This is a genomic window from Halomonas llamarensis, from assembly GCF_023555005.1.
GTDB lineage: Bacteria > Pseudomonadota > Gammaproteobacteria > Pseudomonadales > Halomonadaceae > Vreelandella > Vreelandella llamarensis.
In genome coordinates, this window is record NZ_JAMJPJ010000028.1 from 22,594 (window position 1) to 48,733 (window position 26,140).

The 26,140-nt window shown below is 56.2% G+C and carries 24 protein-coding genes and 1 pseudogene; all 25 read left to right on the forward strand.

Annotated features, from left to right (window positions below; genetic code table 11):
* Positions 1-5 precede the first annotated feature (5 nt).
* Positions 6-1,118: an aspartate-semialdehyde dehydrogenase gene (gene asd, locus M8006_RS14110; RefSeq protein WP_250083262.1), complete on the forward strand. Its 1,113-nt coding sequence runs from the start codon at positions 6-8 to the stop codon at positions 1,116-1,118.
* Positions 1,119-1,276: 158 nt separating this feature from the next.
* Positions 1,277-3,520: a FimV/HubP family polar landmark protein gene (locus M8006_RS14115; protein WP_250083265.1), complete on the forward strand. Its 2,244-nt coding sequence runs from the start codon at positions 1,277-1,279 to the stop codon at positions 3,518-3,520.
* A gap of 21 nt (positions 3,521-3,541) precedes the next feature.
* On the forward strand, positions 3,542-4,474 hold the full coding sequence (truA, locus tag M8006_RS14120; RefSeq protein WP_250083266.1) for a tRNA pseudouridine(38-40) synthase TruA: 933 nt from the start codon (positions 3,542-3,544) through the stop codon (positions 4,472-4,474).
* Positions 4,474-5,130 carry a phosphoribosylanthranilate isomerase gene (locus tag M8006_RS14125; protein WP_250083304.1) on the forward strand — a complete coding sequence of 219 codons (657 nt, stop codon included), beginning with the start codon at positions 4,474-4,476 and terminating at the stop codon, positions 5,128-5,130. Before truA ends, M8006_RS14125 begins: the two co-directional genes overlap by 1 nt.
* Positions 5,131-5,263: 133 nt before the next feature.
* Complete coding sequence (gene trpB, locus M8006_RS14130) at positions 5,264-6,451, forward strand: tryptophan synthase subunit beta (protein WP_250083306.1); 1,188 nt, start codon at positions 5,264-5,266, stop codon at positions 6,449-6,451.
* Between the two features lie 9 nt (positions 6,452-6,460).
* Positions 6,461-7,264: a tryptophan synthase subunit alpha gene (gene trpA, locus M8006_RS14135; RefSeq protein ID WP_250083269.1), complete on the forward strand. Its 804-nt coding sequence runs from the start codon at positions 6,461-6,463 to the stop codon at positions 7,262-7,264.
* A gap of 107 nt (positions 7,265-7,371) precedes the next feature.
* Complete coding sequence (gene accD / locus M8006_RS14140; RefSeq protein WP_250083271.1) at positions 7,372-8,403, forward strand: acetyl-CoA carboxylase, carboxyltransferase subunit beta; 1,032 nt, start codon at positions 7,372-7,374, stop codon at positions 8,401-8,403.
* Complete coding sequence (folC, locus tag M8006_RS14145; RefSeq protein WP_250083273.1) at positions 8,357-9,682, forward strand: bifunctional tetrahydrofolate synthase/dihydrofolate synthase; 1,326 nt, start codon at positions 8,357-8,359, stop codon at positions 9,680-9,682. Before accD ends, folC begins: the two co-directional genes overlap by 47 nt.
* Positions 9,683-9,721: 39 nt before the next feature.
* Positions 9,722-10,393, forward strand: a complete 672-nt coding sequence (locus M8006_RS14150) for an SPOR domain-containing protein (protein WP_250083275.1) — start codon at positions 9,722-9,724, stop codon at positions 10,391-10,393.
* Positions 10,394-10,396: 3 nt separating this feature from the next.
* On the forward strand, positions 10,397-10,945 hold the full coding sequence (locus M8006_RS14155; RefSeq protein WP_250083277.1) for a CvpA family protein: 549 nt from the start codon (positions 10,397-10,399) through the stop codon (positions 10,943-10,945).
* Between the two features lie 89 nt (positions 10,946-11,034).
* Positions 11,035-12,555 carry an amidophosphoribosyltransferase gene (gene purF, locus M8006_RS14160; protein WP_250083279.1) on the forward strand — a complete coding sequence of 507 codons (1,521 nt, stop codon included), beginning with the start codon at positions 11,035-11,037 and terminating at the stop codon, positions 12,553-12,555.
* Positions 12,556-12,603: 48 nt separating this feature from the next.
* Positions 12,604-13,800, forward strand: a complete 1,197-nt coding sequence (locus M8006_RS14165; RefSeq protein ID WP_250083281.1) for an O-succinylhomoserine sulfhydrylase — start codon at positions 12,604-12,606, stop codon at positions 13,798-13,800.
* A gap of 532 nt (positions 13,801-14,332) precedes the next feature.
* A complete protein-coding gene (locus tag M8006_RS14170; protein ID WP_250083284.1) occupies positions 14,333-15,058 on the forward strand; it encodes an HAD family hydrolase in 726 nt (241 codons plus the stop codon).
* On the forward strand, positions 15,051-15,761 hold the full coding sequence (locus M8006_RS14175; protein WP_250083285.1) for a UTRA domain-containing protein: 711 nt from the start codon (positions 15,051-15,053) through the stop codon (positions 15,759-15,761). Before M8006_RS14170 ends, M8006_RS14175 begins: the two co-directional genes overlap by 8 nt.
* A gap of 119 nt (positions 15,762-15,880) precedes the next feature.
* Entirely contained in the window at positions 15,881-16,915 is a 1,035-nt protein-coding gene (locus M8006_RS14180) for a putative 2-aminoethylphosphonate ABC transporter substrate-binding protein (protein ID WP_250083288.1), read from the forward strand.
* Positions 16,916-16,968: 53 nt separating this feature from the next.
* A complete protein-coding gene (locus tag M8006_RS14185; protein WP_250083289.1) occupies positions 16,969-18,093 on the forward strand; it encodes a putative 2-aminoethylphosphonate ABC transporter ATP-binding protein in 1,125 nt (374 codons plus the stop codon).
* Complete coding sequence (locus M8006_RS14190; RefSeq protein ID WP_250083291.1) at positions 18,090-19,784, forward strand: putative 2-aminoethylphosphonate ABC transporter permease subunit; 1,695 nt, start codon at positions 18,090-18,092, stop codon at positions 19,782-19,784. Before M8006_RS14185 ends, M8006_RS14190 begins: the two co-directional genes overlap by 4 nt.
* Positions 19,785-19,847: 63 nt before the next feature.
* Positions 19,848-20,996, forward strand: coding sequence for a 2-aminoethylphosphonate--pyruvate transaminase (locus M8006_RS14195; protein WP_250083293.1), 1,149 nt, complete (start codon positions 19,848-19,850; stop codon positions 20,994-20,996).
* On the forward strand, positions 20,996-21,814 hold the full coding sequence (gene phnX / locus M8006_RS14200) for a phosphonoacetaldehyde hydrolase (RefSeq protein ID WP_250083295.1): 819 nt from the start codon (positions 20,996-20,998) through the stop codon (positions 21,812-21,814). Before M8006_RS14195 ends, phnX begins: the two co-directional genes overlap by 1 nt.
* Entirely contained in the window at positions 21,811-22,704 is an 894-nt protein-coding gene (locus M8006_RS14205; protein ID WP_250083297.1) for an EamA family transporter, read from the forward strand. Before phnX ends, M8006_RS14205 begins: the two co-directional genes overlap by 4 nt.
* 346 nt (positions 22,705-23,050) lie before the next feature.
* Entirely contained in the window at positions 23,051-23,509 is a 459-nt protein-coding gene (locus M8006_RS18425) for a transposase (RefSeq protein WP_430886833.1), read from the forward strand.
* 54 nt (positions 23,510-23,563) lie between these two features.
* Positions 23,564-23,857 carry a transposase gene (locus tag M8006_RS18430; protein WP_430886834.1) on the forward strand — a complete coding sequence of 98 codons (294 nt, stop codon included), beginning with the start codon at positions 23,564-23,566 and terminating at the stop codon, positions 23,855-23,857.
* 240 nt (positions 23,858-24,097) lie between these two features.
* Positions 24,098-24,418, forward strand: coding sequence for an IS66 family insertion sequence element accessory protein TnpA (tnpA, locus tag M8006_RS14210; protein WP_250083300.1), 321 nt, complete (start codon positions 24,098-24,100; stop codon positions 24,416-24,418).
* Positions 24,415-24,786 (forward strand): IS66 family insertion sequence element accessory protein TnpB, encoded by a 372-nt coding sequence (gene tnpB / locus M8006_RS14215; protein WP_250083301.1) that lies wholly within the window; start codon positions 24,415-24,417, stop codon positions 24,784-24,786. The genes tnpA and tnpB overlap by 4 nt, the downstream gene beginning before the upstream one ends.
* A 57-nt stretch (positions 24,787-24,843) precedes the next feature.
* Positions 24,844-26,013 (forward strand): annotated as a pseudogene (gene tnpC / locus M8006_RS14220) (IS66 family transposase); the annotation flags it as partial.
* Positions 26,014-26,140: the final 127 nt, after the last annotated feature.

A 26,140-nucleotide genomic window follows, 5' to 3' on the forward strand; every position in this document is an offset into this window, starting at 1 on the left:
TCACGATGTTGAAAGTCGGTTTCGTAGGATGGCGTGGCATGGTCGGCTCTGTGCTGATGCAGCGCATGCAAGAAGACGGTGATTTTAACGGCATCGAGCCGATTTTCTTCACCACGTCTCAAGTGGGCCAACCTGGCCCCGATGTCGGCGTGGACGTGCCTCCGCTAAAAGACGCCTTTGATATCGAAGCGCTTAAAGCGCTGGACGTGGTGGTCACCTGTCAAGGCGGCGATTACACCCAGCCGGTGTACAAAGACCTTCGCAGCGCAGGCTGGAAAGGCTACTGGATCGACGCTGCCAGTACGCTGCGTATGGACGATGACGCGACCATTGTACTCGACCCGGTTAACCGCAGCGTGATCGACGCGCAGCTTGCTAAAGGCGCGAAAACCTTTGTCGGCGGTAACTGCACTGTCAGCCTGATGTTGATGGGTCTTGGCGGCTTGTTCGAAGCCGATATGATCGAGTGGATGACCTCCATGACCTATCAAGCAGCGTCTGGCTCTGGCGCCAAGCACATGCGTGAGCTGCTCAACCAAATGGGTACGCTGCGCGATAGCGTTGGCGAAGAGCTGAAAGATACGTCCAGCGCGATTTTGGATATTGATCGCAAGGTGACAGCCGCCATGCGCAGCGGCAACTTCCCCACCGACAACTTCGGTGCGCCTCTGGCTGGTAGTCTTCTGCCGTGGATCGACAGTAAGCTGGATAACGGTCAAAGCCGCGAAGAGTGGAAGGGTAACGTTGAGACCAACAAGATTCTTGGCTTGCAGGACAATCCGGTGCCGATCGATGGTCTCTGTGTGCGCGTTGGCGCGATGCGTTCGCATAGTCAGGCATTCACGATCAAGCTCAAGCGGGATGTGCCGATTGATGAGATCGAAGATCGTATCGCTAAGCACAATGAGTGGGTCAACGTCATTCCCAATGACAAGGATGCCACCATCGCAGGACTGACACCGGCTGTCGCGACCGGTACGCTCGATGTTCCCGTTGGTCGTCTACGCAAGCTTGAGATGGGCGGGGAATACCTCTCTGCATTCAGCGTTGGGGACCAGCTGTTGTGGGGTGCAGCCGAGCCACTTAAGCGCATGCTGAAAATCCTGCGCGAGCAATAATGCGGTAGGTTTTACGCTAAGACGCTAAAGCGGGGGCTAATATTGGCCCCCGTTTTTATGCGCAAACAGTAGAAGCTGTGGTAAAAAGGGCGTAACACTTTGAGTTGATAAACCCTTTATCGCTTGAGCATGATGACGTATAAGAAGCAGAGGCGTTCATGAAACAACCAATCACGCTAGCCATGCTGTTCACTCTCGCCATGTCGAGTTCGTGGGTGCATGCGCTTGGGGTCGGTGACGCGCAGGTTGGCTCGACCTTAAATGCCCCGCTAGATGCTTCGATTCCGTTGGTTGATGCGCAGCAATATTCACCCGAAACGCTTAGCGTCCGCTTGGCAAAGCGCAGCGCTTACGCCTCCGCCGGGCTTGAGTGGAGTGATGTCATCGCGGATGTGAACGCTACCCTCCAAGGGCAACCGCCGACGATTCGCCTTACCTCATCGCAATCTGTTGATGTGCCCTGGCTCGATTTGCTTCTTGTGATTGAATATCCTTCAGGGCGTCAAGCGCATGAAATCACGCTGCTTTTTGACCCCGCCGACTACGCAGCCGAAGGAGGGCAGGCAAGCCAAGCGATAACGCAATCTCAGTCTCCACAAAAGTCTCCACAACAGTTTCAACCTCAATCTCAACGACCGTCTCAAACTCAATCTCAACGACCATCTCAACGACCCGCATCAAATCGCGTTGTGGCGGAAAGCCTTGCTGATGTAAGCCGCAAGGCGGTGAACGCGAGGGTAAATACGAGGGTAAACACGTCTCCCTACGTCGACAGTGGGGATACGCTTTGGAGCGTTGCTGAACGGATAAAACCCGAGCAGGCAAGCGTACAGCAAATGATGGTTGCGTTACTTGAAGCCAACCCGCATGTATTTCCATCCGGCAATATAAATGGCATGCGAGCGGGGTTTAGGCTAGACGTACCCACCGATGCACAGGTAATGCGTCGTTCGGCAGCCGCCTCAGCCGAAGCGATTGACGCGATGAATGCCGCCTGGCGTCACCGTGATAACGGCTTAGCCTCGGTTGCATTGCCCGCTCCTGACACCGCCGCAACCCCCGATGAAGACACTCAACCAAGCATTGCTGATGCGGCCATTGCCAGTGCCGAGGCGGTCAGCTCTAGTGGCGAAGTGATAAATCCCAGTGGCAACGCCGATACATCAGCAGATTCGCAGCCGCTTGAAGAAAGTCAGGCGATGCTGGCGCAGCTCATCGAAGAACGCGAACAGATGCGCAGTGAGCTTGATGCGTTACGCAGTCAAGTATCCGAGCTTACCGAAGCGTTAACCTCTCAGGAACGTGCTGGTCCCTCCGCTGCCGACGATGTCGTGAAAAAGCAGGAGACGGCTCGCGTTGCCGATGTTGAGAGCAGCCGTACAGAAGAACGTGTCGCTTCGGCAGAAGACACTCAGGGCATGCAACAAGTCGACGATGCCGGAGTACCCGCATCAGCCAGCGCCGCCGGGGAGGCGGGTGGTTTTCCATCGTTACCAGCCCTTATGGAGAATTACCGCTGGACATTAATGTCGGCTGGGTTGGTGCTGCTACTGATATTGCTTATGCTGATTCGTCGCCGTCAAGCGAGAGAGTGGGAGGGTGTCGATCAGGCGTCCATAAGTGAGCCATCTGAGCCCTCAAAAAGTCAGGCTAGCACCATGACATCTCTCGGTGTTGCACAAGATAATGCACCTAAGCAGAAAGCTTCGAGCGCACAGAATTCCCAGGGGGCGGCATTTACTGCCGTTGAGGAAGAGCTTGAAACAGAAGAAGCGTTTGAAACGGATCCTTTTACCGAGCCTTCGCCGACAATCTATGCCGCTCAAGAAGCTTACGCCAAGGACGCCTCGCCAGAAGCGATGGCACCTGACGACAGCCACCCTGAGCCCGAGGCGTTTGAAATAGACGAGCCGCTTGAATGGGAAGCCGATGACGATGACGTCTTAGGCCGTAGCCAAGCGGCAGGGCTCGCTTCCCAACGCAGCGCCGCCTTGAAAGAATCGCCTGAAACAGAGGGTGCACCGACAACTGAGCTGAAAACGGAGCAGGAAGCTGAAGCGAATAAAGAGGTTTCACCCAAGCCGCCTGAAATTTCCTCTCGCGAACAAGACACGCAATCGGACTCACGGTTTATTGATTATCAGCCACCTTCATTAAGTGCTGAGCCGGCCGCGCCTCGTAAAGAAACCCCTATGCAGCCGACGGTTGAGTTCGAACCGGTCGAGACGGATGAGCCACAAAGTGCTAAAGGCGCCAAAGAGGCTGCAAAGAGTGAGGATTCACCGGCTGATAATCGGCAAAAAGCGACCAAAACGGATAGCGATTCGCCGCTAGGTGAAGGATGGGAAATTGAAGAGGTAGCATTCAAAGTGCCGGGCCGGGATAATGCCCGCTCCCCTTAACTCTTAACGTATTGTGAGTCGATGACGCTGTTTGACCGCTTTGATGAAAAAACACCCCTCAACGGACGCCTTGCCATGGGAGTTGAGTACGACGGTACTCACTACTGTGGGTTTCAGCGATTAAGTCACGCCGCCTCCGTTCAGGCGAGCCTAGAAAAGGCACTTGCGCAAGTGGCCGGTGAGCCGGTCAAGGTTCACGCCAGCGGCCGCACCGACTCGGGTGTTCATGCCACACGCCAAGTCGTGCATTTTGATTCGCCCGTACCGCGTAGCGAAAAAGCATGGATTTTTGGCGCCAATACCAACTTACCCAAAGATATCGCGGTGCGTTGGGTAAAAGCCGTGCCGGATACTTTTCACTCGCGCCTGGGGGCATTAGCCCGCCGCTACCGTTACGTGCTCATTAATCAGCTCAATCGCCCTGTGTTAGAACGCGCCAACGTCACCTGGTGCCGCGACCCGCTGGATGTCGCCGCTATGCACCGCGCCGCGCAGGCGCTGGTCGGCGAGCACGATTTCTCTAGCTTTCGTGCTGCGGGGTGCCGCTCGAAGGCGCCTTGGCGCTATTTGCACTTTATTGAAGTGAAGCGACACGGCGCACTCGTTGTGGTGGATGTGCAAGGAAACGCGTTTTTGCACCACATGATTCGCAATATCGTCGGCGCGTTGGTGAGTGTAGGCAGAGGCGCGCAGGATGAATCTTACATTGAGCGGCTGCTTGCGTTACGCGATCGTAAAAAAGGCGATGTCACCGCACCCGCCTGCGGCTTGCACTTTGTTGACTCACGCTACGACGATAGCTTTGCCTTGCCGCAAGAACCGCTTGGGCCCAATCTACTGGCGTTTACCGGCGAGTGGACCGGAGAGCGGGAAATCCCCGACTCTCCGATGGTGCGCCACCGCCGGGGGAACGCGCGATCGGGCAATGAGCCTATAAAGCAGGAGGACGCATGATGCCCAGCGCCATAAAGCGAACGCGCATCAAGTTTTGCGGTTTGACCCGAGCCGACGACATCGCCAGTGCAGTGAGTCTTGGCGTTGATGCGATCGGTTTTGTGATGTGGCCGCAAAGCAAGCGTAGCATCAGCGTTGAACGGCTGGCGGAGCTCGCCGCCACTGTGCCCGCGTTTGTGACCCGAGTCGGTCTTTTTGTCGATCAGCCGACGTCTTTGATTGAGCGTTGTGCGCCCCATCTGGATTTATTGCAGTTTCACGGCGATGAACCGCCCGAGGCATGTCAGGGTTACGCCATGGCGTGGATGAAAGCGTTGCGAATGCGCGATGGGTTGGATTTACACCGAGAAGCCGACCGTTATCATGAGGCGAGTGCGTTATTGCTTGATGCGTACCGTCCTGGCGTGCCGGGTGGCACTGGCGAGACCTTCGATTGGTCAAGAATTCCCGCAAACTTAGCAAAACCTGTTATCCTCGCTGGTGGTTTAACGTCGGGTAATATTGGTGCTGCCATTACGCATGTAGCACCTTACGCCGTGGATGTTTCCGGCGGCATCGAAGCCTCGCCGGGAGCGAAAAGCGCCGCAAAAATGCAGGCGTTTGTTCAGGCGGTTTCGGCAGCGAACGCATCACCTTCAGCGCTGCCTAATTCGTGATGTTTAATGATGTTTGTTGGTTCATTTACTGTTGCTGCTCTTGGCAATCTTGTGAGGTACCCCTGTGACTGGTTTATCAACGACTAGCTCCGCACCGACTGGCGCCACGTCCAAATTTAGCAACTTGACCCAAATGCCCGATGCCCGTGGTCACTTTGGCCCTTATGGTGGTCGCTTTGTGTCAGAAACCCTAAGCTTCGCGCTGGAAGATCTGGAAAACATCTACGCAAGTTTGCGCGATGATCCGGAATTTCAGGCCGAGTTTGACCGCGATTTAGCCCACTATGTTGGGCGCCCGTCACCGCTTTACCACGCCGAACGCTGGTCAAAGAAACTTGGCGGTGCGCAAATATGGCTCAAGCGTGAAGACTTGAATCACACCGGTGCTCACAAGGTTAATAACACCATTGGCCAAGCGCTGCTGGCTAAGAAAATCGGTAAACCACGCGTCATTGCGGAAACTGGCGCTGGCCAGCACGGCGTTGCCTCCGCGACTGTAGCGGCACGTTTGGGGCTTGAATGCGATGTCTATATGGGTGCCGCTGATGTGCAGCGTCAGAAGCTTAATGTTTACCGCATGCACCTGTTGGGTGCTCGTGTTATCCCGGTGGAATCGGGTACGCGCACATTGAAAGATGCGATGAATGAAGCGCTGCGCGACTGGGTCACCAATGTGGATAACACTTTCTACATTATTGGTACCGTCGCTGGCCCGCACCCGTACCCGCTTATCGTGCGTGATTTTAACGCTGTGGTTGGGCGTGAAGCGCGTAAGCAGTCGATGGAGCAAATTGGCCGACTGCCTGATGCGCTAATCGCGTGTGTGGGGGGTGGCTCGAATGCGCTGGGCTTATTTTATCCCTTCGTCGAGGACGAAGAGGTTGCCATGTATGGCGTGGAAGCAGGGGGCGATGGCGTTGAAACGGGGCGTCACGCGGCGCCGCTTTCCTCCAATGCCCCACGTGGCGTATTGCACGGCAACCGCACCTATTTGATGTCCGACGAAGCGGGCCAAGTGTCTGATACACATTCTATTTCTGCAGGGCTTGACTACCCCGGCGTCGGCCCGGAACACGCCCTGTGGAAAGACGTTGGGCGGGTCAATTATGTGGCGGCCAACGACAATGACGTGCTGGAGGCTTTCCGCGAGTTAACGCATATGGAAGGGATTATGCCGGCGCTAGAGTCGGCTCACGCCTTGGCGTATACCAAAGTATTGGCGCCTACCATGCGAGCCGACCAGCACATCGTGGTGAACCTTTCAGGCCGCGGTGATAAAGATATTATGACGGTCGCTAAGCTCGACGGCATTGAATTTTAAGGGATAGCCATGAATCGAATTGATCAACGCTTCAGCGAACTCAAAGCGCAAGGCCGTAAGGCGCTCATCCCTTATATCACTGCGGGCGACCCTGCGCCGCAATATACCGTTGGCTTTATGCACGCCTTAGTCGAAGCAGGTGCGGATGTGATTGAGCTGGGTGTGCCGTTTTCCGACCCCATGGCGGATGGGCCTGTCATTCAAAAAGCTTGTGAGCGCGCGTTAACGCATGGCACGCGTTTGGTAGATTTGTTTGAAATGGTGAAAGAGTTTCGCCAAGCCGATACGCAAACACCGGTGGTCTTGATGGGGTACTTGAACCCCATCGAGCGAATTGGCTATGAGGTGTTCGCCGATAAAGCAGCAAATGCCGGGGTAGATGGTGTGCTGATCGTTGATATGCCGCCTGAAGAGGCCGAAGAGATCGGTCCGTTAATGAAATCTCGCGATTTGGCGGCGATTTTTCTCGTTGCGCCTACGACTTCTCAAGAGCGCGCCGCTACCATATGCGCCCACGGACAAGGCTATCTCTATTATGTCTCGCTCAAAGGGGTGACCGGTGCGGCGTCGCTAAATGCGGCTGACGTGGCGGCACACTTGACACCGCTTCGCGAAATGACGGATCTGCCGCTGTGCGTTGGGTTTGGTATTCGCGATGGCGTGACAGCCGCAGAAGTGGCTAATGTGGCAGATGGTGTGATCGTCGGGAGCGCGCTGGTGAACCGCATTGCGGAAAATACGCAAATACCCGAGATTATTCCCGGTCAGCTTAAAGATGTGCTGGCGGATATGCGCTCGGCTATGGATGCGTGAAACCCGTCTGCGCTAAGATGTAGCGCTACACGTTTTTAATTCTCAGTTAAACACCTACCAACGCCTGGCTTTGCCAGGCATTGACGTATAACGGAAAAATTTCTGATATGAGCTGGTTAGACAAAATTGTGCCCTCCATGGGGCGTATCCAGCGTAAAGACCGTCGTGCCAGTGTGCCTGACGGCCTCTGGCGCAAATGCCCTAAGTGCGAAGCGGTGCTCTACCTCCCTGAGCTGGAAAGACACTTTAGCGTCTGTCCCAAGTGTGACCATCACCTACGCTTGACGGCCCGGAAGCGGTTAGATTGGTTTTTGGATAAAGAAGGGCGCCAAGAGATCGCCGCCGAAATTGAGCCAATCGACCGGCTGAAATTCCGCGATTCGAAAAAGTATAAAGATCGTCTTATTGCCGCTCAAAAAGACACCGGCGAAAAAGACGCCTTAGTGTCTTTTCGTGGCCAACTTGATGGCTTGCCGGTCGTTGCCGTCGCGTTTGAATTCACCTTTATGGGTGGCTCAATGGGCGCTGTGGTCGGGGAAAAGTTCGTGCGTGCGGCCACACTGGCTTTGGAGGAGCGTATCCCGCTGATCTGCTTCTCCGCATCAGGTGGAGCCCGTATGCAGGAAGCGCTTTTTTCGCTGATGCAAATGGCCAAAACGTCAGCGGCACTAGAGAAGTTAAAGCAGGCGGGCGTGCCTTACATTTCTGTATTGACCGACCCCGTCTTTGGCGGCGTTTCGGCCTCGTTAGCAATGCTGGGGGATCTAAATGTCGCCGAACCCAATGCGCTAATTGGTTTTGCTGGCCCACGCGTTATCGAACAAACGGTGCGTGAAACACTACCGGAAGGCTTCCAGCGCAGTGAGTTTCTACTGGAGCATGGCACCGTCGACATGATTGTTCATCGTCGCGATATGCGTAAGCGTTTAGGCGGTGTGTTGCGTAAATTGACCCATCACGACCCCTTCGTAGGGATTGTTGATGCCGAGACGGCTGAAGAAGGTAAGGTTATCGAGCCGGTTGCCGATGAGCCTTCTGTTGCCAATGCGGCCGACCATGGTAACGAGCAGGCGACAAACTGGATCGATGACGATGAAACGCCAGCGTCAACTGGCGACGAAAAGCCGCGCAATGCCTAACGATTTACCCACATGGCTTGAGTACTTAGAACAGCTGCATCCGGTTGGTATCGATATGGGGCTCAAGCGCGTTCGCGAAGTGGCTACGCGCTTAGGGCTTCTAGCGTCGCCTCTGGCGCCTAAAGTGATCACGGTGGCGGGCACCAATGGCAAGGGGTCAACGCTTGCGGTGATGGCAGCGGTAGCAGGCGCGCACGGCCAGCGGGTGGGGACTTATACCTCACCCCATTTAGTGCGCTACAACGAGCGCGTTACGCTTAATGGTGAACCGGTAAGTGACGATCAGCTGGTGGCGGGCTTTCAAGCGATAGAGCATGCGCGCTTGAAAGCGCCTGAAATCAGCCTGACTTACTTTGAAGCTGGCACGCTTTGCGCCTTGTGGTGCTTTGCTAACGCAGAACTTGACCTTGTGTTGCTGGAAGTTGGTCTGGGTGGCCGTCTAGATGCGGTGAATATTGTCGATGCCGATATCGGCATTGTGACCACGATTGCTCAAGATCACGCTAATTTTCTAGGCACTGATCTTGAGCAAATCGGCCGCGAAAAGGCAGGGATTTTGCGTCCTCGCCATCCTGCTGTGCTGGGTAGCGAAACGCTCCCCGGTAGCGTAGAAGAATCGGCGAAAGCACTTAACGCGCCGCTTTTCGTGCTTGGTCAGGCTTTTCGTCGTACGCCGCAAGGCGAAAGGTACTGGCAATGGCATGGTCGCCTCGCGGATGGTCAAGACGTGTCGTTGACGCAGCTGCCTGACCCGGGTTTGCCGCTCGATAACGCCGCTACTGCGCTGCAAGCGCTTACGTTGGCAGGTTTAGTGCCTGACGCTGCCACAACGCAAGCCGCATTAGCCAGTGTCACCCTACCGGGACGTATGCAATGGCTCGGGCAATGGTGTTTAGACGTTGGCCACAATCCTCATGCGGCTGCTTATGTAGCGAGCCGTTTACACAAGCCACTTGAAGGGCGTCTTTGGTGCTTGATCGGCATGCTGGATGATAAGGATGCTGACGCCGTGATAGCGAACTTGGTGCCGCGAGTGACCGATTGGGTGTGTGTGTCGCTCTCGGGTTCCCGTGGGCGTTCGGCGGCATCGCTCAAAGCCGTTATCGAACGTCAAGGTGGCCAAGTTCACCACTGCGCCAATTCGCCTAAAGAGGGCGCTGACTGGCTGGGAAGACAGTTGGCGGCATGCGATATCGTGCTGGCGACGGGGTCGTTTTTTACCGTTGGCGCACTGCTTGAAATCACATTACCTCAGGCGTCACACGAGACAACCGCTTGATTGGCGCGCTTTTATAGGGCGCTTCCAAGGGAGAAAGGCATGAAATACGGCAAAATGGAGCGCATCAGTGGCATCGTGATTCTGTTAGCGTTGGCCGCGATCTTGGTTCCCTGGTTAATGAGTGATCCTGCTCCCCGCGAGGAGCGCCCGCAGCCATCGTTTACTATTGAACAACCGATAGACGCGCCACGCCGTGACGTTGCCGAACCTGTGCCCCCCGAGTCAATAGACCTTTCTTCCTTTCGCGACACTCCTCAGACGCAAACAGCGTCAAGCGACGACGCGGCTGTTGATGAAGGCGCTGACATCGGGCGTGGTGATGAAGCGCCGGCTCAAACGCAATCACAAAACGCAGAAACGCAAGACACAGAAACGCAAGATAGCACCCCGCAGGTGGAGGATGACCCGATTGCGGCACTAATGGCGCAGTCCGATAGCCAACGCCGGGCTTCAGAAGAAGCCATTCCCGCGACCAGTGAGCAAGGGGAGTGGGGCGTTCAGGTCGGAACATTTGGTAACCCCGATAACGTTGCACGTCTTAAGCGTGAGTTAGAAGAGAACGGATTTCATGTATATACCCGTAAGCGTAGCGACGATTTGACCACGGTGATCGTAGGCCCTTTTGCCAGTTCAGCTGATGGCGAGCGCGCTTCTACCTTGATAAAAAAGCGCGTTAATCAGCAAGGTTTGCTGGTTCGAGTGAGGGACTAAACGATGGCGTTAACGTGGATCGATGCGCTGTTTTTAGCCGTTTTAGCGTTGTCGATGCTCGCGGGCTTTGTCCGCGGGCTGGTACGTGAAGCGCTCGGGCTTGCGGCATGGGTCGTGGCGCTTTTGGTCGCCCGTGTTCTCGCTGAACCGGTTGCCGAACTTATGACCGGCTTTATCGAGAGCTTTGATGCACGTTTAGTTCTCGCTTTTGTATTGGTGATCTTTGCCGTGATCCTACTGTGCGGCATTGTCATTCGTGGTGTGCACGCAGCCGTGGTATGGGTGGGAATGGGGTTCTTAAACCGCCTGGCGGGTGCTGCGTTCGGCGCCGCCCGTGGTGCGGCCATTTTGCTCGTTGCCACCATTTTGATCACACTAACACCGTTGATGGAGCTGCAGGCGTGGCAGCAGGCGTCATTGCGCCCAAGTTTTGAGCAATTACGTGATTGGGCCGTCAGTCAGCTCGATCAGTGGGAGGGGAGTTTGCCCCAAGCGCCCGATTCGTTAAGCGAAATACCGCTACCGGATTTTCGTCCACGCGACGAAGAGTAAGTGGAGCGTGGCTTTTGCGTTTCGGCGAAGTAACGTTTCTTAATCGTTGGCTTAACACTAAGCCTGGGTATCAAGCGAGGTAAGACAGTATGTGCGGTATAGTGGGCCTTCTGGCCAAGCAGGCGGTGAATCAGGCAATTTATGATGCCTTGACCGTACTACAGCATCGGGGCCAGGACGCTGCCGGGATGATGACCTGGAGCGAAGGACGCTTTTTACTGCGCAAGAGCAACGGTCTTGTGCGTGATGTCTTCCATACTCGCCATATGGCGCGTTTGAAGGGTAACCTAGGCATTGGTCATATACGCTACCCAACGGCGGGTTCGTCCAGCGAGGCCGAGTCACAGCCGTTTTATGTCAACTCGCCCTACGGTATCGCGTTGGCCCACAACGGCAACCTGACCAACTCTGAGCAGCTCAAGCAAGAGCTTTTCTCTACCGATCTTCGCCACATCAATACCAGTTCCGACTCCGAAGTGCTGCTCAATGTGTTTGCCCACGAGTTAGGCAAGCAAGGGTTACATTTAGAAGCCGAAGATATTTTCGATGCTGTCCGCCGGGTGCACCGTCGCTGTAAAGGCGGCTATGCCGCTGTGGCGATCATTAACGGCTTTGGCATGGTGGCATTTCGCGACCCCCACGGTATTCGCCCGGTCGTGTTTGGCACCCGCGAGCATGAAGGCCAGCACGAGGTGATGATTGCGTCTGAGTCCGTTGCCCTTGATGTGGGTGGCTTTGAGTTAGTGCGAGATCTTTCGCCGGGTGAGGCGATATTTGTCGATATGGAAGGCACTATCCATACGCAGGTATGTGCGGATCGCCCGCTGCTACGTTCGTGCATTTTTGAGCATGTCTACCTGGCGCGGCCTGACTCTATTCTTGATGGCGCCTATGTTTACGGCACACGGATGCAGATGGGACGTAAGCTTGGGGATCGCATTCTCAACGAGTGGCCCGAGCACGATATCGATGTAGTGATTCCCATTCCCGATACCTCGCGCACTTCGGCGCTGGAGATGGCCCAGCATCTGGGCGTGACCTATCGCGAAGGTTTTATGAAGAATCGCTACATCGGCCGCACGTTTATCATGCCAGGACAGACCCAGCGTAAAAAGTCTGTGCGTCAAAAGCTCAATGCCATTGATATCGAGTTTAAAGACAAAAACGTATTGTTAGTGGACGATTCGATTGTGCGGGGGACAACCTGCAAACAGATTATTCTAATGGCCCGCGATGCGGGAGCGCGCAATGTTTACTTTGCTTCTGCCGCGCCACCGGTACGCTACCCGAACGTGTATGGCATTGATATGCCCGTTGCTTCCGAGCTCATCGCCCATGGGCGTAGCGAAGCGGAAGTGGGCGAGTTGATTGGCGCTGATCGCATTTTTTATCAAGATTTAGACGATTTGAAAGCGGCGTGTCGCGAAGTGAACCCTGCGTTTGACGGTTTTGATTGTTCTGTCTTTGATGGCAATTACGTCACCGATGATATTGATGAAGCGTATCTTCAAGCGCTTGAGGCAAGCCGCAATGATGCTGCCAAAGACAATAGCGCGGGAGACCACGCGTTAGTGGATATGCACAATCAGGATGACGACCTCGACGATTGATTTCAGGGGCTTGTTTTACGTTATGCGTCGCGGCGAGGAGAGATTAAAATGCAAGATGATACGGTAGAGCCGTCATGGTCACTGGAAACATTGGCCATTCGTGCCGGTCATGAGCGTACCGCCGAACAAGAGCATTCTGAGCCGATTTTCCCGACTTCTAGCTTTGTGTACGGCAGTGCTGCTGAGGCGGCGCGGAAGTTTGGTGGCGAAGAGCCGGGCAATGTGTATTCACGCTTTACCAACCCAACGGTGCGCACGTTTGAAAAACGTCTTGCTGCGCTTGAGGGCGGGGAACGCTGTGTGGCGACAAGCTCTGGTATGTCTGCGATTTTGTCGACAGCACTTGCGCTTTTGCAGGCTGGTGATGAAATTGTCGCATCGCGCTCGCTGTTTGGCTCCACGGTCAGTTTATTTGATAAGTATTTGGGAAAATTAGGCATTACCACCCGCTACGTGGAACTTTCCGATCTTAGCGCGTGGGAAGCCGCCATTACGCCTGCGACTAAGTTGCTATTTGCGGAAACGCCATCGAACCCGCTTTCGGAAATTGCTGATATTACGGCACTCGCGGTGCTGGCAAAACGTCACGGTGCCTTATTGGCGATTGATAACTGCTTTTTAACCCCGGCATTGCAGCAACCACTGGCGCTTGGCGCTGATTTGATTATCCACTCGGCGACTAAATATTTGGATGGTCAAGGGCGAGCAGTAGGTGGTGCGGTAGTGGGTAGTCATCAGCTCTTAGAAGAGGTTTTCGGCGTGGTGCGGACTTGCGGACCGTGCTTGAGCCCGTTTAACGCCTGGGTGTTTACCAAAGGATTAGAGACACTATCGCTGCGGATGAACGCACACTGCGAGAATACGCAACAGCTGGCGCAGTGGCTTGAACAGCACCCGAGCGTGGCGTGTGTGTATTACAGTGGATTGGAGGATCATCCCCAACACGCGCTCGCCAAGCAGCAGCAAAAAGGCTTTGGCGCGGTGTTGGGGTTTGAAGTCAACGGTGGCCAAGCCGCCGCCTGGCAGGTCATTGATGCCACGCAAATGGTGTCCATCACCGGCAATTTGGGTGATGTGAAAACCACTATCACGCACCCAGCAACAACGACTCACGGGCGCCTTTCCGATGCACAAAAAATGGCCTCAGGGATTACCCCGGGGTTAATACGTGTAGCGGTAGGGCTTGAGAGCCAAGGTGATATTCAGCGAGATTTAGCCCGAGGGCTCGATCAACTAACGCGTTAAGCGTGGTTTACATCAACCGGGACTCGATTCACTGACTGGCATTTTTTGGCCGGGTGACCGTATTAGCTAAACGTGGTCATCCGCCCGTCGCTCACTGATCTAATACTGAAGGTGGATAGGTAGCCTCAATTAAGCGTTTAGTGTCAGGGCTTCACTGTCAAGGTGTGGTTCACTATACGCTGAATCAAACTGGGCAGCGAGACAACCAATGCAGACGGGGATTGAAGCGGCCGATATTTTTCGGCAGTTGGCTTATTGGCTCAGCACGTTGCGGAACTGATAAAGGCGTGCCCGCATCGGCATTGGCTCTGGCACTCACTGAGAGTGATTTTATGCGCGACCCCGACCAGGCGGTCGAGATTGCCCAGAGGATGCGCGCCACGGGGTATGCCCTGTTGGTTCGGCCACCTATTGCCGGCGGATGAGTTTGCCGCGCGGTGGTTAGCACCATAAGCCCTTATGATCGTCATCGCTCTGTCATCATATTTGGCATATCCTACGCGCCGCCAACCCGCGATGAAAGGAGTGCCCCATGCGCCTGGCCCTGTTTGATCTTGACGACACCCTCCTGGATGGAGACTGCAGCGACCGCTGGAATTTATGGATGATAGAGCAAGGTTGGATCAGCGATGCCGAGGCCTTTATGGCCCGTGCTGAAAAGATGCACCAGGCCTATCACGCAGGCAAATTAAAGCTGGAAGAGTATCTAGCCATGACCTTGGCCCCCCTGCGCGGGCGCCGGGTAAAAGATGTGCAAAAAGAGGTTGAGCGGTTTGTTGCCACCCACCTGCAGCCGCGTATTTTTGAACAGGCCTGGGCCTGCCTGGAAGCGCATCGTAAGGCTGGCGATACGCTGGTGCTGATTTCTGCTTCTTCGCGTCACCTGGTCGAGCCGATTGCGACCACTCTGGGCATTGAACACGTGCTGGCGTTAGAGCTCAGCGTGGAGCACGGCATCAATGAAGACGCGCGCTATACCGGCGGCAGCGAAGGTATCTTTACCTATCGTGGCGGTAAGGTGCTGCGTTTGAAGCAGTGGTTGGCCGAACATCAGATCACCCCCAGCCACACCACCTTCTACTCAGACTCCCGCAATGATTTACCGCTACTGCAATATGTCGATTGCCCCGTGGCGGTTAACCCAGACCCGGTACTGGCCGAGGTTGCTAGCGTAGAAGGCTGGCGGCGCTTAGACTGGCGGACGTCCCCAAGCGCTTCGTCGCCTAACGCTTTGCCAGGAAAATCGGTGCATGTCTGACGCCTACTATTTACAGTTAACTGAACAGCTCCGCACCTTGATCGACCAAAACGCCGCCCAGTGGGAAGGCAAACTCCCCGCCGAGCGGTCATTGGCCGAACGCTTTGCCACCACCCGCGTCACCTTGCGCCAAGCACTTTCTCAGTTGGAGGGGGAGGGCCTGATCCACCGCAGCAACCGGCGTGGCTGGTTTATTTCCCCCGCCCGGTTAGTCTACGACCCTACCCGTGACGCGGGCTTTAACGACTATGTGCGCGCCCAGGGGCGGCAGCCACGCACCGCTGTGTTGAAGCTGGAAGCCCGCGTTCACCCGCCCGCCGCTCGGGCGCTGGGCCTGCCGGATGACCAGCCGTTTCACCATATTCGCCGCCGCCGCTATGTGGATGACCGCGCAGTGCTGGTGGAATCCCTTTGGGTGGTGCCCGAGCGCGCCCCAGAGTTGCTGGAGATCTACGCCGGTCAGTCGCTGTGGGGACTGCTACGCGAGCGCTGGGGGCATTTTCTCGCCAACCGCTCGATCCGTATGGTCTCGGAAGCGCTTTCACCGATGGATGCCGAAGAGCTGCTGGTAGCACCCGGTACGGCGGGGCTGAATATTAACCGTGCTATTTTAGACGACCAGCAGCGCCCTATTGAGTACGACGAAGAGCACTGGCTGCATGATTCCCTCTGTATCAGCGTGGAACTCTCCGGCCAGCAATAGCGGCGATCACCTCAACGCCTACACCACTACTTAAAAAAACGTTCAAATAAGCGTCATTGCGCTGTCATTTATTGGCGGCAAACTTCTGGTCTATACCAATCGATCGGGAGACCACTATCATGATGCCACGCCGTTTATTCCCCTCTACCTTGCTCGCGGGTGCCGCAGCCGTTGCACTTGCTTCAAATGCCCAGGCCACTGAACTGACGGTGTATACCGCCGTTGAGTCCGACGACCTGCAAAAATACGCCGAACGCTTCAATGCGGCCCACCCGGATATCGAGATTAACTGGGTACGCGACTCCACCGGGGTAATTACCGCCCGCCTGCTCGCAGAGAAAGACAACCCCCAGGCTGATGTGATTTGGGGCCTGGCTGCCACCAGTCTGCTGGTACTAGAAGACGAAGGCATGCTTGAGCGCTATGCCCCCGCAGGTGTTGAAAACCTGGATCCGAAATTTGTCGATGCGGCCTATCGCGACGGCGAAGACCCGGCTTGGGTGGGCATGGACGCCTGGGTAGCGGCCATCTGCTACAACACCATTGAGGGCGAGCGCCAGGGCGTGCCCATGCCGACCTCCTGGGAAGACCTGACCCAGCCTGAGTTTGAAGACCATGTGATCATGCCTAACCCCAACTCGTCGGGGACTGGTTACCTGGATGTGGCCAGCTGGCTACAACTATGGGGCGAGGAGCAGGGCTGGGACTATATGGATCGCCTGCATAACAATATTGCCCGCTACACCCATTCGGGCTCCGCGCCCTGCAGCTTGGCCGCCACCGGTGAAACTGTGGTCGGCGTGTCATTTGCCTTCCGCGGTGCACGCCTAAAATCACAGGGTGCGCCGATTGAGATTGTCTTCCCTGAAGAGGGCTTGGGCTGGGATATGGAAGCTTCCGCGATGGTGGCCGGTACCGACAAGCAAGAAGCAGCGCAAACGCTACTGGATTGGTCGATCTCACGGGAGGCCAACGAGCTGTATAACGAAGGCTATGCGGTGGTGGCCTACCCCGGCGTGGCACAGCCCATCGACAACTACCCTGCAGACATCACCGAGCGCATGATCGACGCCGACTTTAAGTGGGCGGCCGTGAACCGCGAGCGCGTACTGGCCGAGTGGCAGCGTCGCTACGACGGTAAAACTGAACAATAAGCGGCGATTCGCGATCAGTTGCCCCGGCTTAAACGCCGGGGCTTGGAGATGTTATGCACACCACCATGACGTCGCTGCTGGCGGCTGACTCGCCAGCGGTGATGACCCCCACAACGCCGCACTTACGTATCGACGCCGTCACCAAGCAGTTTGGAAACTTCACTGCGCTGGAAGGTATTTCCCTGACCATTAACGAGGGGGAGTTTGTCTGCTTTTTGGGCCCCTCCGGCTGCGGCAAAACCACCCTGCTGCGTACCATTGCAGGGCTAACCCAGCAAACGTCGGGTACGCTGATTCAGCGCGACAAGGATATTTCCCGGCTGCCCACCCAAGCGCGAGACTTCGGCATTGTGTTCCAGTCCTATGCGCTGTTTCCCAATCTGACGGTGTTTAACAATATCGCCTATGGGCTGCGCAACCGCCGGGATGACCGGGCGCGTATCGACAAGCGGGTCGCCGAACTGCTCGCCCTGGTGAACCTGACCGGCAGCGAACACAAGTACCCGGCGGCGCTGTCTGGTGGCCAGCAGCAGCGGGTGGCCCTGGCGCGGGCACTGGCCACCGAACCAGGATTGTTACTACTGGATGAACCCCTCTCGGCGCTGGACGCCCGTGTGCGCGGCCATCTACGCAGCCAGATCAAAGCCCTCCAGGCGCGCCTGGGGGTGACCACGATCATGGTCACCCATGACCAGGAAGAGGCGCTGACCATGGCCGACCGCATTGTGGTGATGAACCACGGCGTGATTGAGCAAGTGGGCACCCCGGCCGAGATCTATCACCAGCCTGCCAGCGCCTTTGTGGCCTCGTTTATTGGCAGTATGAACTTCCTGGAAGTGACCGCACAGGGCAATAACCGAGCGTTATTGGGTACCACGCCCTGCGCCTGCCTGCCGCATATCCTGGAGGCGTCCCAGGCCGCCCAGCTGGCTATCCGGCCGGAAGCCGTGGCCCTAAGCCATGAAGCGGGAGCGCTGAAGGGAGAAGTCATTGGCATCGAGTTTTTAGGTCCCTTTCAGCGGGTCACTCTGCGCCTAACGGAAGCCGATCAAACGCTAATTGCCGATGTGCCCAGCCGGGATAGTAGTGACCTAAGCCTGTTTGTGGGGCAGATGCTATCGATTCACCTGCCCACGGAAGCCGCCCGCCTGTACCCCGCAGGGAGCAGCCAGCAATGATCGCCAACGCCTTCTCAACGTCGTTAACCAGGCCGTCGCTGGAGTCATTGATTCGTTTGTTGGCACTCCTCGCCGGGGTCGCCTTGCTGGTGGTGGGCCTGCTGTTTCCGCTGGTGGCCATGCTGGTTAAAAGCCTGCAGGACCGTGCCGGTGACTTCATCGGCCTGGCCAACTTTGTTGACTATTTTCAAACCCCCGCGCTGGTCAATTCGATTGTCAACTCGTTGCGGGTGGCGCTGATGACTACCGCAGTGGTGGTCGGCTTGGCGTTTCTATGCGCCTACGGGATTACCCGCACCTGCATGCCGGGCAAGCGGCTGTTTCGCATGCTGGCGATTCTGCCTATTCTGGCGCCGTCGCTGCTGCCCGCCATTAGTCTGGTTTACCTGTTCGGCAACCAGGGGTTTCTGCGCGACGTGTTGGCGGGCCAGTCGATTTATGGGCCAATTGGCATTGTGATGGGCATGAGCTTCTGGATATTCCCCCACGCGCTGATGCTGCTGACCACCGCGCTAACCAACAGCGATGCGCGGCTCTACGAAGCGGCCGAAGCGCTGGGCACCCCCAAGTGGCGGACGTTTCTGACCATTACGTTGCCTGGTGTGCGCTACGGGCTGATTTCCTGCCTGTTTGTGGTGTTCACCCTGGCGATTACCGACTTTGGCGTACCGAAAATCATCGGTGGTCAGTTCAGCGTGCTGGCCACCGATGTCTACCGTCAGGTCGTCGGCCAGCAGAACTTTCAGATGGGCGCGGTAGTCAGCGTGATTCTGCTGCTACCCGCAGTGCTGTCGTTTATCGTTGATCGCTGGATACAGCGCCGTCAGGTGGCCCAGCTCTCGGCCCGGGCAGTGCCGTGGCAGCCCACCCCCAGCCCGCTGCGGGACTGGGTATTTACGCTACTCTGCTACGCGGTGGCCGGTGCCATTGTGTTGGTGATCGGCACCGCGGTGTATGCCTCGCTGGTACAGTTTTGGCCCTACAACTTATCGATCACCTTTGAACACTATACCTTTCAAGGCATGGCCGATGGCGGCTGGGGAGCGTGGTTTAACTCGCTCAAGCTTGCCTTTAGCGTGGCGCTGGTGGGCACGCTGGTGATCTTCTTTAATGCCTGGCTGATCGAAAAGAGCGAAGGTTACCGCCCGCTGCGCCAAGGGCTGCACTTTATGGCCATGCTGCCCATGGCGGTGCCCGGCATGGTGCTGGGGCTTGCCTATATCTTCTTCTTCAACCAGGCGGGTAATCCGTTTAACTGGCTATACGGCACGCTGATGATTCTGGTGCTTAATACCTTGATTCACTTTTACACCGTGTGTCACCTCACCTCGGTCACCGCGCTAAAACAGCTCGACCCCGAGTTTGAAGCGGTGGGAGCCTCACTTAAGGTACCGTTCTGGATCACGTTCAGCCGGGTGACGCTGCCGGTGTCGCTACCCGCGGTGCTGGATATATCGGTGTATCTGTTCGTCAATGCGATGACCACGGTGTCCGCGGTGGTGTTTCTCTATAACAGCGACACGCGGCTGGCCTCTGTGGCGGTTCTCCATCTGGATGAAGCGGGCTACTTCGCCAGCGCTGCGGCTATGGCGGTGCTGATTTTCCTAACCTCGCTAGTGGTGAAGCTGCTTCACACAGTTCTTACTTATGTCCTATTAAACAACGCCCAGCGTTGGCGCATGGCGGGCTAGGCAGCATCTAGACCGCCGTTGTGCTTGCGGTTAAAGTGTTTAAAAAATCTGGTATAGACCAAAATGATCGATCATATTAAAGAGCCTTATCTATTAACCCCCGGGCCGCTGACGACTTCCCACGCGACCAAAGCAGCCATGCTGCGCGACTGGGGCTCCTGGGATGACGACTTTAACCAGGTAACGGCCGACATTCGCACCCAGTTACTTGCCATGGTCGAGGCGCCAAGCGACGAGTACGCCTGCGTGCCCATGCAGGGCAGTGGCACCTTTGCGGTTGAGAGTGCGCTGGCTTGCGCTGCGGATCCCAGCGGCAAAGTACTGGTGCTGATGAACGGTGCCTACGGTAAGCGCGCGGCGCAGTTGCTCCACATGATGGGCCGCCGTTACGTGACACTGGATAAAGGCGACTATCTGCCACCACAAGCTGATGAAGTCGCAGCACTGTTGCAGCAAGACCCAGCGATTACCTCGGTATTTCTGGTGCACTGCGAAACCAGCTCAGGCATTTTGAACCCGCTAGAAGCCATCGCTGACGTGGTGCACGTCCATGGTAAAACGCTCATTGTGGATGCCATGAGCTCTTTTGGCGGCATCCCCATCAGCCTCGCAAAAACGCCTATTGATGTGCTGGTCTCCTCCGCCAATAAATGCATTGAGGGCGTGCCGGGTTTTGGCTTTGTAATTATCCGCCAGGCGCTGCTTGAAGCAGGCGAAGGTCGCGCTCACTCGTTGAGTCTGGATCTGCACGCCCAATGGGAATATATGGAGCGCACCGGCCAGTGGCGCTTTACGCCGCCCACGCATACCGTGGTGGCTTTTCAGGCGGCGCTTGCCCAGCACCGGGAAGAGGGCGGCGTGCCGGGGCGCTGCGCGCGCTATACCCGCAATCGTGATGCGTTGGTAAAAGGCATGCGGACGCTAGGCTTCAGCACACTGCTGGAAGACGAATGGCTATCGCCGATCATCACCACTTTTTTAAGCCCAACCGACACAGCGTTTGAGTTTCACGCCTTCTACGCGGCGCTAAAGGCGCGCGGGTTTTTGATCTACCCCGGCAAGTTGACCGAAGTGGAGAGTTTTCGCATCGGCTGCATTGGTCAGCTAGGCACGACGGTGATCGCGCAACTGTTAAGCGCCATTCAAGACGTGCTAGAGGATATGGATGTTCCTCTCATTGCTGACTTATCTTCACCATCAGGGAGCGCCTAATGCATTATCAAACTCCCCAATGCTTACAAGCGGTTATCTGTGACTGGGCGGGCACACTGGTCGACTTTGGCTCCTTTGCACCCACCCAGATATTTGTCGAAGCCTTTGCTGAACTAGGCGTGGCGATTAGCTTGGAAGAAGCTCGCGGCCCCATGGGTATGGGTAAGTGGGATCATATTCGTACTCTATGCAATCAGCCGGAGATCGCCGAACGCTTTGTTCAGGCGGTAGGTCACGCACCCAGCGATGCCGATGTCACGGCGCTTTACGAGCGCTTTATGCCGCTGCAAATAGCCAAAATTGCCGATCACTCGACGGTAATTCCTGGCGCGCTCGCCACCTTGGCGACATTGCGCGCCCAGGAACTGAAAATCGGCTCCTGCTCCGGCTACCCGGCGGTGGTGATGGAAAAAGTCGTCGCCCTGGCTGCTGATAACGGCCTGCTGGTGGATCATGTGGTGGCGACTGATGACGTGCCCAACGGTCGCCCTCATCCCGCCCAGGCGCTGGCCAATGTGATTGCCCTGGGCGTCAGCGATGTGGCCGCCTGCGTAAAAGTCGACGACACCACGCCGGGCATTCTTGAAGGCCGCAGCGCCGGGATGTGGACAGTCGCGCTTACCTGCTCGGGCAATGCGCTGGGACTCACCTATGCGCAGTATCAAGCGCTCGGCGATGCAGAGCGCCAAGCGGCCCATGATCGAGTGGCCGACCAATTTGCGCCCTCCGCGCCGCATTATTGTATTGAGACCATTGCCGGGCTACCTGGCGTTGTGGATGACATTAATGCCCGCCTTCGGCGGGGAGAGCGACCTTGAGTCCAATTGCCTTTACGCTGGTACTGGTCTCGGTGTGTATGCATGCCGGGTGGAACGTGCTGGGCAAGCGCAACGCGCCGTCGTTGTCCGCTTTTGCCTTGGCTTACGGCGCGGGCGGGGTAGTGCTGCTGCCGCTGGTGTGGCTTGGGCCGTCATTAGCGGCACTGCCGAGCACATTTTGGGGCTGGCTGGCGCTTTCGGGGCTGTGCCAAATGCTCTATATGGGCGGCCTGGCCTGGGCCTACGCCAGGGGAGACGTCAGCGTGCTTTACCCTATTGCCCGGGCACTGCCGGTGGTGCTGGTGCCACTGGTATCCATTGCGCTGCTGGGCAACCGCGTGCTGGATCGCTGGGATGGCCTCGGCATGGTATTGGTGGTGATAGGCGCACTCTGCCTGCCGCTTAGCCACCCCCAGGCGCGTAGGCTTTCCACCTACCTAACACCTGCCATGGGGTTTGCGCTGCTGGCCGCTGTCGGTACGGTTGGTTACTCGCTGATCGATAAGCAGGCGCTGGGGCTGATGCAGAGAGCCGGGCATAGCGGGTTAACCGCCGGGGCGGTGTTTATGGTGCTGCAAGCGCTGATGACGCTCACCTGGGCGGTGCCACTGCTGGCAATGCTCCCGGCAGAGCGTCACCGCCTGCCTGCGCTTCGCCAGCAGGGATTCACCATGCTGGTCGTTACCGGATTGATGATGACCTGCACCTATGGTCTGGTATTAATCGCCATGGCGCTCACCGACGAGGTGAGTTATGTGGTGGCGCTGCGCCAGCTTTCCATTCCGGTGGGGGTATTGATGGGCGTGCTATGGCTCAAGGAGCCTGCCTCCAGGGCAAAGGCCATTGGCACCCTGGTGATGTTGGCGGGGCTGGTGTTGGTGGTGCTGTAGACGATTACGCTGGCGGTGCTTGTTGGCACCACTCAGCTTAAGGCAATCTAGCTATCAGTTAAATCTGCCAGCTTTGCGACAGGCTCTTCAATACTATTGGGCATCCTCCATCGATCCCGCTTGGGGGCTGCCAGTTGGCTGATAGGCACTGGAATATAAAATGGTTAAGATAATAGCCGAAAATACGTATATGAAGGTGTTTACTAACGGGGTTGCTAGAGCAAAGAATATCAGGCTAAAGGCTTGCCCCCAGTCGCGCTTGAAGCGAGTTCAAGGCCTGAGAAGGTGTTTACAAAATAGAGTATGCTGTACTGACTTAGCTCGAGATATAAAGGCAGAGCAGCAGATGGCGAAACGAGGTCGTCCAAGCAAGATCCAGGAACGAGAACTTGCAGTACTACGTGAAGTTATCAAGGAGAAGCCAGAGTCAAGCCTTGGAGAGCTTCGTGATGAACTTGCTCGCCGGACAGGCGTACATACTCATGAAGATCATCTATCTAAGCAACTGAAAGATAAAGGCTTTAAACGCCTAAGAGAACCGTCGCCCACAGTGGATTCCCCGACTAGAACAGAGGAACCTTCTCCCTATGGGTACACTGACCAACATCGTCATCAAGCCCCAGAGCAGCAGTATCCAAGCTGCTTAAGTGGTGCTGAGTGGGAGCTTGTATCAGACATCTTTGAAACGGAAGGTGGCCGCGGAGTTCCTCCGCGTTACCCAAGGCGCCTACTTGTCGATGCCTGCTGTTACGTGGTCAGAAGTGGCTGCTCGTGGCGGATACTGCCAAAAGAGTTCCCGCCTTAGCAAAATGTGTATCGAACTTTCCGGCGATGGAGCGCAGAGGGAAAATTCGGAAAAATGCATGACTGGTTACGTGCGCAGTGGCGTGAACGAGAGGGGCGCAATGCGGAACCAACTGGAGCAGTATTGGATGCTCAATCAACACGTCACTCTCCTCAGGGAAGCGAGAGCGGGTACGATGCAGGAAAGAAGGTAAAAGGCCGAAAACGACATATCTTGGTTGACACGCTAGGACTTGTTCTAGCGATTAGTGTCACGGCCGCCAGCATCCCGGATCCCCATGGAGCACACCCAGTCATGGCGAGCACAGTTACTAAATACCCTTCAATATCAAAGGTTTTTTGCAGATAGTGGTTACGCTGGTCAATGCGCCCAAACCATAAATCAACAACACGGAATTTCCGTCGATATCATTCGACGTCCTCGGAGTGGAAAAGTAGGGAGCTGGTGTCTTCCTGAGCAAGAAGACCTCTTCACCCAGCCTACGAATATGCATGGTTTTGTAGTTCGTAAGCGCCCTTAAACCGACATTTACCGCTCTCGCTTTTATCCCCTCACACTGATGCCATCAGATTTTTGTGAGGTGGTGTCATGACGCATCAAGAACGTGAGCAATATTGGCAGCAACAAGTAACCGAATGGCAAACCTCTGGCTTGTCCGGCATGGCGTTTTGCAAGCAACAAGCGCTAACGTACCATCAGTTTTCTTACTGGCGTCAAAAGCTCTTGGCCAGCGCATCGTCAACAAAAGAACCGGTCGCCGGTTTTGCCACCGTCGCGTATCCCAATACCGTCACCGCAAAAGAAATAGATTCCACGGGTCTTACGGTATCACTGCCCGGCGGTATCACGGTCACGGGCTTGCACGCGGGCAACGTGGCGTTACTGGGCGATATCCTGAGGCAACTGTGAAACGGCCGCGCTATTTACGCCCCGCGTGGGAAATGCCCGAGATCTACCTGTACCGCGCACCGGTCGATTTTCGCAAGCAAGCCAACGGCCTAGCGTTACTGGTGGAGCAAGAATTGGGATACAACCCCTTTAGCGGGGCGCTGTATGCCTTTACTAACCGACAGCAGAACAAGATCAAGTGCCTGATGTGGGAAGATAATGGCTTCGTGCTCTATTACAAGGCGCTGGCCGAGGAGCGCTTCAAGTGGCCCGGCCCCTCGGATGACGTCATGGCGCTGACCGGCGAGCAGATCAATTGGCTGTTGGATGGCTACGATATTACCCTGATGCGCGGCCATAAAACCTTGCATTATGACAGCGTCGGATAGGCCATAAACCCCCTTATTTTCAGTGCTTTAACATGCCGATTCTGGTATCATTAGCCCATGAAAAAGCACCCCGAAGCCCCCTCCCAAATGCCTGATCTCAGTGGCCTCTCCGCTGCTGAGGTGGTGGCTCTTGTGGAGGGGCTTCAGCAACAGGTGGCGGCTCAACAGACGGCGTTACAACAGCGTAATCTTTATATTCAATTGCTCGAAGAGAAGCTGCGCTTGCAGCGCATTCAACAGTTCGCTGCGCGCAGTGAAAAGTCCGCCGATCAGGCCCACTTGTTCGATGAGACCGAGCTGGAAGCTGACATCGAGGCGCTACGCGATCAGTTGCCGGACGATGTCGAAGCGCAAGACGCACCACGTCCCTCACGTCAGCGTCACCAACGGGGCTTCTCCGACACGCTGGTCCGCGAACGTATTGAGCTCACGCTCAGCGAAGAAGAAAAAGTCGGGGCGACCAAGACCTTCTTCGCCAAGGTAAAAGAAGAGCTCCAGTTCATCCCCGCTCAGCTGAAAGTCCTCGAATACTGGCAGGAAAAAGCAGTGTTCCCACTTGAGGGAAACGACCATCTCCTCGCTGCGGAGCGTCCGGTTCATCCGCTAGGCAAGTGCACGGCGTCGACGTCACTGCTGGCGTACGTGATCACATCCAAGTACGCCGACGGTTTGCCACTGTACCGCTTGGAAGGCATGTTCAAGCGGTTAGGTCACACCGTTAGCCGCACGCAGATGGCCAACTGGATCATCCGCCTGAATGACGTCTTCACGCCCTTGATCACGCTGATGCGCGAAGTGCAAAACAGCAGCGCGTATCTGCAAGCCGACGAAACGCGGCTGCAAGTGCTCAAGGAAGATGGCAAGACCGCTCAGTCAGATAAATGGATGTGTGTCACCCGAGGTGGCCCGCCGGACCAGCTATCAGTGCTCTTTGCCTACGACCCGTCCCGCGGCGGCAGCGTACCGGTGCGCCTACTCGACGACTTCTCAGGGATCCTGCAGGCCGATGGCTACGCCGGTTACGGCCAGGTATGCCGTTCCAACGGCATTACCCGCATTGGCTGTTGGGACCATGCGCGGCGTAAGTTCGTGGAAGCTTCTAAGGCGGCCAAGGTAAACGCAAAAGGCAAGAACGCCACGCCAGCCAAGGCCGAGGTAGGACTTAGCCATATCAACAAACTCTACGCCATCGAACGGCAGATCAAGGACCTCAGCCAGGGCTCCCGAATAATCATTCCTGTTGGAACACGAGGTTAGCGCGGAACTCATCGTTGGCGGCAGCGCTGAGGCGTTTGCGTTTGATGCTACGACGATCCGGATGGCGTTTGAGTAGATTCAGGGCGAACTGGCGCAG